At 35.5% G+C, this 11228-nt stretch carries 6 protein-coding genes; all 6 read right to left on the minus strand.

Annotated elements, in window-relative coordinates; translation table 11 throughout:
• Positions 1-617: 617 nt before the first annotated feature.
• Positions 618-1256 (minus strand): outer membrane beta-barrel protein, encoded by a 639-nt coding sequence (locus CKF54_RS00730; protein WP_119524364.1) that lies wholly within the window; start codon positions 1254-1256, stop codon positions 618-620.
• 629 nt (positions 1257-1885) lie between these two features.
• A complete protein-coding gene (gene pgmB, locus CKF54_RS00735) occupies positions 1886-2560 on the minus strand; it encodes a beta-phosphoglucomutase (RefSeq protein WP_119524366.1) in 675 nt (224 codons plus the stop codon).
• 4 nt (positions 2561-2564) lie between these two features.
• The gene (locus CKF54_RS00740) at positions 2565-4835 is read right to left on the minus strand and encodes a glycoside hydrolase family 65 protein (protein ID WP_119524368.1); all 2271 of its coding nucleotides are present in this window, start codon (positions 4833-4835) and stop codon (positions 2565-2567) included.
• Positions 4836-5048: 213 nt separating this feature from the next.
• Positions 5049-6044 carry a galactose mutarotase gene (locus CKF54_RS00745; RefSeq protein WP_119524370.1) on the minus strand — a complete coding sequence of 332 codons (996 nt, stop codon included), beginning with the start codon at positions 6042-6044 and terminating at the stop codon, positions 5049-5051.
• A 25-nt stretch (positions 6045-6069) separates the two neighbouring features.
• Positions 6070-7413 carry an SLC45 family MFS transporter gene (locus CKF54_RS00750; RefSeq protein WP_119524372.1) on the minus strand — a complete coding sequence of 448 codons (1344 nt, stop codon included), beginning with the start codon at positions 7411-7413 and terminating at the stop codon, positions 6070-6072.
• A gap of 774 nt (positions 7414-8187) precedes the next feature.
• A complete protein-coding gene (locus CKF54_RS00755) occupies positions 8188-9261 on the minus strand; it encodes a 2,3-butanediol dehydrogenase (RefSeq protein WP_316248816.1) in 1074 nt (357 codons plus the stop codon).
• Positions 9262-11228 lie beyond the last annotated feature (1967 nt).

The following is an 11228-nucleotide window of genomic DNA, read 5'->3' on the forward strand; positions in this document are numbered from 1 at the left end:
AGAAGGGCAGTCTGCCCTGCTAGAAATCGACGTAACCTAATGTTATTTAGTAATTTATTTAGGAGAAAATGATCAATTTCGGGAATCCCTAGATATTTTCCTCTTTATTAAATTTGCTTGTTAAAATTAATAACCGTTAAACTAACTTATTAACCTTAACCTGAATATTAAATCTTTAATTACATAAATTAATTTAGCAAGTTTTTACCTTAAAAGCAAGAGATAAATTCATAGGTTTTTTATGCGATTCCTTGGTTACCATATGGTAAGTCTTAATAATTTTTAAGCTAAACAGCTTTATAACTTACCACTAGGTTACCTTTTTTAGCAAAGTACGCAATTATAGGCTCCAAGCATGCTTTTAATCTTGAAGAGGACAAAAATAAAACCCTGCTATTGATAGCTTTTTACTATCAACAGCAGGGTTTTATTTATTTTAAAAAATTTTTTAAATAATTTAAGTTTGAGTTAGTACCCACACTAATAATGTGGTTTTATCTAACTAAGGTTATGCCTTAGAAAAGAGTAACTAAGTATAACTACTAATACGCTAGAAAGGATAGATATTAGTACAAAAGTATAGCCTCTAATAGCTAGAAAGCTTAGCTACTAATAAACTAGAAAGTATAACCAACTAACACGTTGAAAGTATTTGAACTTGTATCGTAATTAGTTTCTTTTAAGCCTGTTTTCCAGCCATGACGGTACTCAAGTCCAACAGTTAAGCCCATATGGAATTTAACACCGCCCTCTAAACTTACGTACATACCGTGCGTATTTTGTGTAGCACCTACACCATTACTGTTTAAAGAGTAATGCACGTTATTCATGCCTAAACCTAGACTTACGTAGTGATCAACTAATAGGTGAGGCGTTTCTAAAACGTAAGTACCTTTAACACCAACAGCATACTGCGTTACTTTAGTGTCAACACTAGCGCCACCTTCTTGACCAGAGAATTTAGAGCTATCAAGAGTTTTTGAGCTATAAGAAGCGTAAAGTTCAGGACCTACGTAAAATACGTGATTACTTTTTTCACCAAAACGCGCTACAGCAAAATCAACCCCAAGTTTTACCACAGGAGCAGTAAAGTTATGGTCAATGTTACCAAATTTAGTAACACCAAAACCTAAAGCAGCGTTAAATTTGATTTGGTTGTTGTAATGATTAAATAAATCTGAATTGTTATTTGTGTTAGCGTTAGCACTTGCAACTGTTGCTAGTACTAAACCTGCTACTAGAAGTGATTTTTTCATAATTGCTAAAAAGTTAATTAAGATTTGCCTTATTATAAGCCTTTTTTGTTGGATGAGAACCTTTTTACTGCTAGCTACTTGTAACCTAGCCAGTAAAATACCCAACTACATACAGCTCTAACTACCTGTAGAGTGATATTTTTAGCTTAGGCATTTTGCTTTGAGAAAATAGGTATTCCCGAAATTTATCATTTTCTTCTAAATAAATTACTAAATAACATTAGGTTACATTGATTTCAAGAAGGGCAGACTGCTCTTCTTGAAATCAATTGTTAAGTTAATGTAAAGGTAAGAAATTTAATGATATTTAATCATTAGCTTCTTCTTTGTTCGGGAATCCCTAAGAAAAGCCCACTACAAATAAGACAAACCACGGTTTACCTATCTTATGCCTCTACTCTCAAACTCAATTTCTTGAGAAACAAGTGTCAGCATACATTAGATAAAACCGTGGTTTGTACTTATTCTAAGCTAGGTGTTACTACTCCTTAACGGAGTTCCACTAGCTTAGTTATTTTAGTTAGCGCTGTTACTTTAATCAGAACAGTTTATCTCGGTAAGCTCTGCTTTTAGATCTACGCTGTTCTTTTAGTTAATAGTTAAAAGCTAGCTAAATTAGCTTGTAAAGGCTATTTTTGGCTATGCGCTTCTTGCCAAACTTGCTCTAGAAATTGCAAGTTAAGCTTAGCAGTGCTATCTACTAAGGCAATATTTTCTCCGAGGTTTTGCGCACTACCAACCCCTACAGGTAAAGCTTGCGCGTCGATAATTGCTTGAATACCAGCCGCAGAATCTTCAATCCCGATACACTCTTGTGGCTCAAGCCCTAAACCTTGGGCTGCTAGCAGAAAAATATCAGGTGCAGGTTTAGATTTAGCTAAGGTAGGATTAGCAATTACTTCAAAGTAGTGACTTAAACCTAAACGCTCTAGAATTGCCGGAGCATTTTTACTTGCAGAAGCTAAAGCTAGTTTCTTGCCAGCTGCTTTTAACTGCTCAAGAAAAGTAACAATCCCCGGTAAAACATTGTCTGGCGTCATTTGCGCAATCATCTTGCTGTATTCTTTGTTTTTATCGGTAGCTAATGCTTGTCTTTGTTCAGCATCATACTCTTCTAATTTGCCACCAAATGCCAGAATACGACGGAGTGATTCATCACGGTCTACTCCTTTTAATTGCTCATTAAACTCACGATCAATGCTAATCCCAAGTTTATCCGCTAATTCTTTCCAAGCTAAATAGTGGAATTCGGCGGTATCGGTAATAACTCCATCTAAATCAAAGAGTACCCCTTTAAAACTCATGTTTTTAACCTCCAAAATCTACTACTAACTCTTTAGTTACTAGGTAAGGTTTGTCATAAACAGTTACTTCTAACTCTTGACCTTCTAGAAGATTTAGCGTTACTTTTTGTGCATCAACAGTTACTTTTAATAAACGATCTCTATAGTTGATGTGGAAGGCATAGTTATCCCAAATGTGTGGTAAACGTGGCGCAAAACTTAATTTATTGTTCCAAGTTTTCATTTGCGCAAAACCTTGCACTATTGCTAACCATGAACCTGACATTGAAGTAATGTGTAAACCATCTTCAGTGTCATTGTTATAGTTATCAAGATCTAAACGTGAAGTACGTAAGTACATCTCAACCGCTTTTTCTTCTTTATTTAACTCTGCTGCTAAGATTGAGTGAATACATGGAGATAAAGAAGATTCATGTACTGTCATTGGCTCATAGAAGTCAAAGTTTTTTAACTTAGTTGCAGTATCAAACTCATTACCAAAGAAGTATAGACCTTGCAGAACATCTGCTTGTTTAATAAATGGTGAACGTAAAATTTTATCCCATGACCATTTTTGGTTTAGAGGTAAGTCAGACTTATCTAGTGCACTTACAGGACGTAAATCTTTGTCCATAAAGCCATCATGTTGCACAATTACCCCTAGTTCTTGATCATAAGGTAAGTACATTTTACTAATGATATCTTGCCATTTATCTTTTTCAGCATCAGTAACATTTAAATCTGGACGAGCAAATTTTGCTAAAGATTCTAAAGTGTATCTTAATACCCAAGTCGCTAAATAGTTAGTGTACCAGTTATTGTTGATGTTGTTTTCATACTCATTTGGACCAGTTACCCCGTGGATCATATACTGACCTTTACGAGTGTTAAAGTGTACACGATCAGCCCAGAAACGCGCAATCTCTACTAACACTTCTAAACCGTAAGTTTTTAAATATTCCTCATCACCGGTATAGTTAGTGTAGTTGTAAATTGCATAAGCAATTGCTCCATTACGGTGAATTTCTTCGAAGGTAATTTCCCATTCGTTGTGACATTCAATCCCGTTAAAAGTCACCATTGGGTATAAAGCCCCTTGTAAACCTTGTTGACGAGCATTGTGTTGCGCTTGTGGTAATTGTTGCCAACGATATTTTAATAAGTTACGCGTAACTTCAGGTTTTGCTAAAGCTAAGTACAGAGGTACAGCATAAGCTTCAGTATCCCAATAAGTTGCACCGCCGTATTTTTCCCCAGTAAAGCCTTTAGGACCGATATTTAGACGTGAATCTTCACCATAGTAAGTTGAGAATAACTGGAATAGGTTAAAACGAATCCCTTGTTGTGATTCAATTGCTACTTCCTCTTTACCAGAGATTTGTACATCAGCTAAACGCCAACGATCTTCCCATAAAGTCGCATGCTCTTGGTATAAAGCACTAAATCTTTGTCCTGCTAGTTTTTGACTTAACTGCGCAGCTGCTTGTTCACAAGCACCTAAATCAGAGTAATCTCTTGAAGTAGTTACCACTACAAATTTTTCAAAGTATTTTGCAGTAGCGCCAACTTCAGCAGTAAATGTATTGTAAACATCTAACTCTTGTGCTTTTGCTTCTGTTGCGACAAAATCACCAGCAAAAGTTTGTTTTGCGCTTACAATAAACTGTTCAATACCAAATGGATTTGCTACAGTTTGCATGCTTAAGCTTGCGCTTGCACCTTGAGCGTCTTTGGCAACTACTTGCCAGAATTTTTCTTCATAGTTAGAGTCTTCATTTTTTACATCACCGTCTAAGTATGAAGTGAAAGTTACTTGGTGTTCTTTACCATCTACAGCTACTACTTCCCAAGCAAAAGCTGCTAACTCTTTTACTGCTAATGAGATAAAACGTTTTACCGTAAATTTTACGCCATGTACAGTAAAAGTACGAGTTAGTAAACCGTGTTGCATATCTAAGCTTAAGTGGAAATCACTTACTTGATCTGCATAAAGGTCAACGCGTTTACCGTCAACATGGATATCTACTTTAGCAAAGTTTACATTGTTAATTGCTTTACCAAAGTATTTTGGATAACCATTTTTCCACCAACCCACACGAGTTTTGTCTGGGAACCAAACACCTGCAACATAGGTACCTAAGTGAGAATCTCCAGAGTAGTACTCTTCAAAGTTCCCACGCATCCCCATGTATCCATTACCTAGGCTAGTTAAACTTTCAACTAGACGTTTGTGCTCTTTATCTAAGTTATTTGTACTAACTTCCCAAGGAGTTACATCCATTACTCGTAAAGTCATATGTTACCTACTTTATTATTTTGAATTAGTTCTAGACTATAGAAACAGTCTTTGATTTGTCTCGAAATTTATATTGTTGCGCTTTTATACCTGCGCGCTTTTATGCTTGCGCTTTTGTGCTTGCTTAAATTGGTTTTGAGCTTATTGCAAAGTTTACTTTGCAACTATCTCTTGAAATGACTTCTTTGCAAATGGCTACTTTGCAAACAGCTACTAAATTAAAGAAGTTACCGCAAACACTATTTGGCAACTAGTTGTTTGCCCTGCCTCTAAACGTATTTCGCCAAACTCAGGCTGATTTAAACTGTTAGGTAGAGTTTGCGGTTCAAGCGCAAGAGAGTTAAATACTCCTTGATCGTGCGCTTTAACATCTAAAGGATTTGCGGTAAAGATTACTAAACCATTTCTTGCTGAATAAACTTTTAAATTGTACAAACTAGCAACGTTGAGCTCTGCAACCAGTGGTAGAGAGTTATTTACTTGCTTCCCTACTTGGTATACTTCGTCAAAAGCTTGTACCGGATTACCAGTAAATGCTTGTAAAGCACTTAAAGCTTGCTCTAGATTTTTTGGTTGCTTAAAGTCATATACTGGATTATTGTCTACAGCTACTGGGAGTTGCTGTTGATCTAGTTGATAGTGCTCCCCATTAATTTGCAAACTGCTTTTTGTGGGCTCGATACGCCAATAGGTATGTGAAGTTGGATCAAATACTGACGGCGATTGCGCAGTTGCGTGGTAAGTTAAAATTAACTGATTATCTTCAGTTAACTCGTACTCGAGCATCACTTCAAGCTCACCGGGAAAACCATCAACTTCTGGAGTTAGCAGTTTGCTTAAGCGACATTTATTTGTGCTTACTTGCTCTCCGGCAAACCATTGATTTCCCATGCCTGCCGTCCCACCATGCAAACAGTTAACTCCTTGATTGGCTTCAACTTTGATTAACTGTTCTCCGAGCTTAAAGCTGGCGTTACCTATGCGTCCGGCAACTCGACCAATTTGCTTATTGACATTAAATGGATTAAGCACGTAATCAACTAATGGAGAACAAGACACTAAGAGATTTTGTGGTGCAGTTGAAGAGTTTAAAATAAACTCATGTACTATCCCACCGAGATTTAGAATGGTTACTTTTGTATCTTGCTTATTAGTAAGAGTAAAAGTTTGTAATTTAGCCGTTAAATCTTCAGGTTTTACAAAATCCATAGTGTCAGTTCTCGCTATAAATGAATTATTTTTTATCTTTGATCGTAAACACTGCTAAAGCCCCTAGGAATAATACTAGCGCTGCAGCGTAGAACATATTTACTTGCGTTTTTCCTAATAGTGGGAATAACGCAAAGCTTGCTACTGAAGCAACAATTTGTGGTAAACAAATTGAACCGTTGAATAAACCTAGGTAAGTACCCATGTGTTTTGTACCTACTAACGCGTTAGTTACATAAGTTAATGGGTAAGTTAAGATACCAGCCCATGCACAACCTACTAAAGCAAAAGATAGGATTAACGCGTATTGGTTTGTAAATAAAGCAATACTTAGTAAACCAAGAGCACCTAGGAATAAGCTGATAAAGTAAGAAGTACGGTTATGTTCACTTGGTACTTTTGCCAGTACATAAGAGTAAACAACAGCAGCAATAGCTTGTACTGCAGCTAATACCCCAACCCAGTTACCTGCATTTTGATAAGCTAGGCTACTTGCGTCAGTGGTTTGCCATACGTTTTCTGCAACTGCACCTGTTGAGTAAGTCCAAAGGTATTGGAAAGCAAACCAGCAGAAAAATTGTACTAAGGTTACTGTCCAGAAAGTAGATGGTGCTTTTTTAAGGAGCACAAACCAGTTGCTAGATTCAGGAGTTTTGTTTTGTAAGTCAATGCCGTGGTAACGAGCATAAGTCTCTGGATCATACTCTTTAACACGCCAAACTGACAGGATGGTAGTTAAAATTAATAACGCCCCACCAATGTAGAAAGTAATTCTTACTGTAGGAGGAATTTCCCCAGCTTGCGCATAGTTAGAAATTCCGATTAACGCAAGGATAAATGGTAAAGCAGCCGCAATTACTGAACCTGTGTTACATAAAAAGCTTTGGATACCATAAGCGTAGCTTTTTTGTTTTTGGTTTACCATGTCCCCAATTAGCATTTTGAATGGTTGCATTGCCATATTAGAAGATACGTCTAATAACGCAATCATCATTGCTCCAAATAGTAGAGCAGCTAAAGAAGCGTAACCAAAACCAAAGCTACCTGCATTAGGTAAAAGGAACATTACCAGAGCAGCAATAATTGTTCCGTAAATTAAGAAAGGTAAACGACGACCACCTAGTCTTGGAGACCAAGTACGATCAGAAAAGTGACCAACAAAAGGTTGTACTAATAACCCCGCAAGTGGCGGAAGAATAAAGAACCAACCAAGTGAATGTGGATCAGCTCCCAGAGTTTGGAAAATACGACTCATCTGTGAGCTTTGTAAAGTAAAGGCGATTTGCACACCGAGAAAACCAAAGCTTAACATCCAAATTGTTGCTTTTGGTAAATCAGGTAGTCTTGATTTTTGTTCTTCTTGTGACATAAGAAAAATCCTTGCAGATAAACTTTTAAAGGATTTCGGAGATCCTTTTGGGCTTATTTAAAAAGTTTAAAGACAAAAAAATCATACCATAGCTGTGCCAAGACTAAAGAACATCTACTTAAGTGTGTTTGACTTAAGTATTATCAACTTTTTATCTACTAGTTAAAGATGATTTAAGAGAAACTCTTTTAGTCATGGAACCGCTATTGGTAGGTTTTTTATGGGGCATTTAAAAGATCACTGATGATCTTGATTCTGGCATTGTCTCTGACCTAAGTTTTTGTTTTGCTAAAGTTTTGCCGAGATATGCAAATTTGTTACTTAGCTAATACTATCTCTATGCAAACTCATCTGTGCAAAACAAATGTTGGAAAAGTAGGAAAGTTATAAAGTTGGAAAGCTGTACATCTAGTAAAAAATCGTAAAAATCGTAAAATCATAAACAGAGAAAGTAAAAGCCTCAACACCAGTACGAGCATAAGATAGCAAGGGCAAATTAGCAAGATCACCATAATCACCCTATTGCTTTAGTTACTACTATAGTTACTATAGTTACTATAGTTACCATAATTACCATAGTCAGTCAGCTAACTCAAACTCAGCTTTTACTCTCTGTCTCTTTTACTTTTTAACTTTTTTACTTTTTAGCTTAACCAGCTTTATCTTTCCTCTTTTTACCTTTAAGGAGCAAAGATAAAATGCAAAATCTTACATTAAAATCTTTTTGTGAGATATCTCTCACTTACAAAATTAACCTGTTTGCCGTTTTTTAATTTATTCAGCTGTAGGTGGAACTACTAAAATTTTCACTTGAGATTTATCTGCTACTAGTGCTTCAAAACCTTCAGTTACTACATCTTTTAATTCGATGGTTTTAGTAACAAAGTCCTCTACTCTGAAATAACCTTTTTCCATTAGTTTTAATACTACAGGGTGGTCATTACAGTAACAAATTACTCCACGAACATTTTTCTCTGGAATTACTAAATCGTTTGGTTGGAAATCTGCGCGACGTTCCCAAATTGAAACTACCACAGTTTCACCACCATTACGTGTTACTAATAATGAAGTCTCTAGTACTTGAGGTACACCAGTTACTTCAAAGGCATAGTCTGAACCACCATTAGTTAATCTTTTTACCTCAGCAACTACGTCAACTGCTGTTGGATCTAAAGGTACAGCTCCTAATGATTGTGCACGGTTACGACGAGTTTCATTTACTTCCACTGCAAAAATTGTACCCGCACCAGCTGCTTTTAAAGCTTCAATTACGAGAAGACCAATTGGACCAGCACCAAATACTACTGCAGATTGGCCTAATTGAATACCTGATTTACGTACCGCGTGTACTGCAACCGCTGCTGGTTCAACTAGAGCAGCTTGCTCGTAGCTTACGCTATCAGGAATCTTGTGTAACATGTGCTCACCAACTACAGAGTACTCAGAGAAACCACCTACACCACCAGATAGACCTTGGAAGCCTAATAATGGAGTTAAGTGATAGTCTGCTAATAAGTAACGTCCATCTTTGTGCGGTGAGAAAATTGGTTCACAACATACACGATCACCAACTTTTACGCGTGTTACTTTTTCACCAACTGCAACTACTTCTGCTGACCATTCGTGTCCCATTACCACCGGAGCAACATCACCTGAAATTGGATGCGGTTTATCTACCGGAATGAAAATCGGACCAGCTAAGTATTCATGTAAATCTGAACCACAGATACCACAGTATTTAAGTTTAACTTTTACTTCATGTGGGTCTCTGATTTCAGGAACTTCTACTTCTTCAACACGAATATCTTTAGCTTTGTACCAACGAGCAGCTAACATAGTTTTTGTCATTTTAGTCTCCTAATGAGATTTACTTAAGATGATTTACAAAAAAAAAAAATCGAACCAAAAAAAACCGCTTTTTATGGTAAGTCGAAGTATGCCATGGCATACATCCGACTACCACAAAACTGCGGGAACTAAAATCTCGGTGTTTCAATTATACTTACTCATTTACTTATTAAGTTTCTCACTGAAGGTTGATCACAACAACCGGAGAATCGTGCACCCATAGACCAGAATAAATCCAATAGACCATCCAGATCTTACGATAATCACTAATTCAACGTTCAACTTTCAAATCAAAACTGTCGCAATTGCTCAAATCATAAACAACTCAAGCAAAAGGATATACCTAGTTCATTTTCAAAGGTTAGTTTTACTCACTGGCCAAATATATCTTAGACCCAAGATAGAAGTTCTACCTAACTTAAACTAATTCAAGTAAATGTTATACACAATAAGCAAAGCTACTTATTCTGGTGAGGTGTATAGTCAACTTGAGCTTTAGCAAGTTAGGCTAAGCTACAAAAGGTAAAGCCCTTAAGTAGCCCTTAAATCTAAGGAACTGTGAGATCCCTTGTTAGCGGTTGACATTTAATAGATAATTCATATTTAGAGGTTTTTAATTGGGAAGCAACCGCCAACAAGACATCAATAGTACTTTGAGGACATAGAGTTAATGTTCGAACCGAGCTTTTTAAACTTACTATAGTTATGCGAGTACTGCAACGGCAGTCATGCCACATGATTGATTGGTTCTTAGATATAAAGCCTCAAAGTTTTAGGTAAACTTGTAGGTAAATAATTTTACGCTTAATGATCTTCTATATTTGTATAGTTATTTAATTTTTGCTTTTATTTTTTGTTTTTTAAATTTTTGTTTTTTAAGCTGATTAACTTTATTAGTTTCTTTTTAGGTTAACGAGTTAAATAGTTAACTCTCTTTATTAGCAACTAATACATACTTAAAAACTTTAAAGAGATTAAGTACTTAAGTATGGATTAGGTAGGAGAAAAATAAGCCTTGGAAGAAACCTAGTTTGATGTAAATTGTGTTTTTATAATTTTAGATAGAAGTATAAAAGTGGAATTCCTTCCAAGACCTAATGTTAATCTGTGGTTTAATTAATGTTTAGTTTAAGAATTTATACTAGGTATTTAATTTATTAGTTGACTTATTCATGAACCGCTACTAGATCACTCTACTAGCCTTATTCGTTGAATGAAAAAAGAAGCTATCTAATTTAATTGGAGTTAATTGGAGTTTAATAGGAGTATATGTCTATCAATCTACAGATAGAGATTTGGAACCTCAAGTCTCAACTTAATAAGCTTATTTATTAAATAAATAGCTTCGAAAGTTTTTAAGTTCCTTTCTTCTTTTTCTAATTCTAGTTTAGCACTGAATAAAAATAAAAAAAGTACCTACAAGCATTTTTTAATTACTTTTATGCAAAAGTGTGTCACAGATCACACTTTTTATACAAAAGTAGGCTTTTGAAAGCTAAAAACAGGGGTTAAAGTTGAGTAATTAGCTAAGAAATTATCTAGAAAAATGACAAAATTTCTATTATTTTGCTGCTTAATTGCAGAAAATTTTTGCAATTAATTTTTACCAGTTTTTTATTTTTATGAAGGTCTTCTTATAAATTTATTGGGCATATATTGAGAATATATTAAGGATTTATCGCGAACTAATGGAGAGAATTCAGAAGAATGGATTTTTATAAGGAAGGAAGAAGGAAATAATTATTTGCGCGTCTAATTATTTTGCTACTTTTAATTTAATAATTTAAGGTGCCAAAACCAAAATAAATAATTCAAAGTAGCAAAACCAAAATAAAAGAGTCATAGATTTGTCATAACAAGAGCAACATGTAAGCCGACAACACCTCGACTTACTCAAATGAGTTAAATTAAAAATGTGCAAGAGCATTTTTGATCCTCTTCTCTATTTAATCTCAAAGACTAATCTC

Source organism: Psittacicella hinzii, assembly GCF_003585885.1.
Classification (GTDB): Bacteria; Pseudomonadota; Gammaproteobacteria; order Enterobacterales; family Psittacicellaceae; genus Psittacicella.

Coding starts and splice junctions, on each gene's coding strand:
- CKF54_RS00730 (WP_119524364.1), bottom strand. CDS start 1,256: ATGAAAAAATCACTTCTAGTAGCAGGTTTAGTACTAGCAACAGTTGCA.
- pgmB (WP_119524366.1), bottom strand. CDS start 2,560: ATGAGTTTTAAAGGGGTACTCTTTGATTTAGATGGAGTTATTACCGAT.
- CKF54_RS00740 (WP_119524368.1), bottom strand. CDS start 4,835: ATGACTTTACGAGTAATGGATGTAACTCCTTGGGAAGTTAGTACAAAT.
- CKF54_RS00745 (WP_119524370.1), bottom strand. CDS start 6,044: ATGGATTTTGTAAAACCTGAAGATTTAACGGCTAAATTACAAACTTTT.
- CKF54_RS00750 (WP_119524372.1), bottom strand. CDS start 7,413: ATGTCACAAGAAGAACAAAAATCAAGACTACCTGATTTACCAAAAGCA.
- CKF54_RS00755 (WP_316248816.1), bottom strand. CDS start 9,261: ATGACAAAAACTATGTTAGCTGCTCGTTGGTACAAAGCTAAAGATATT.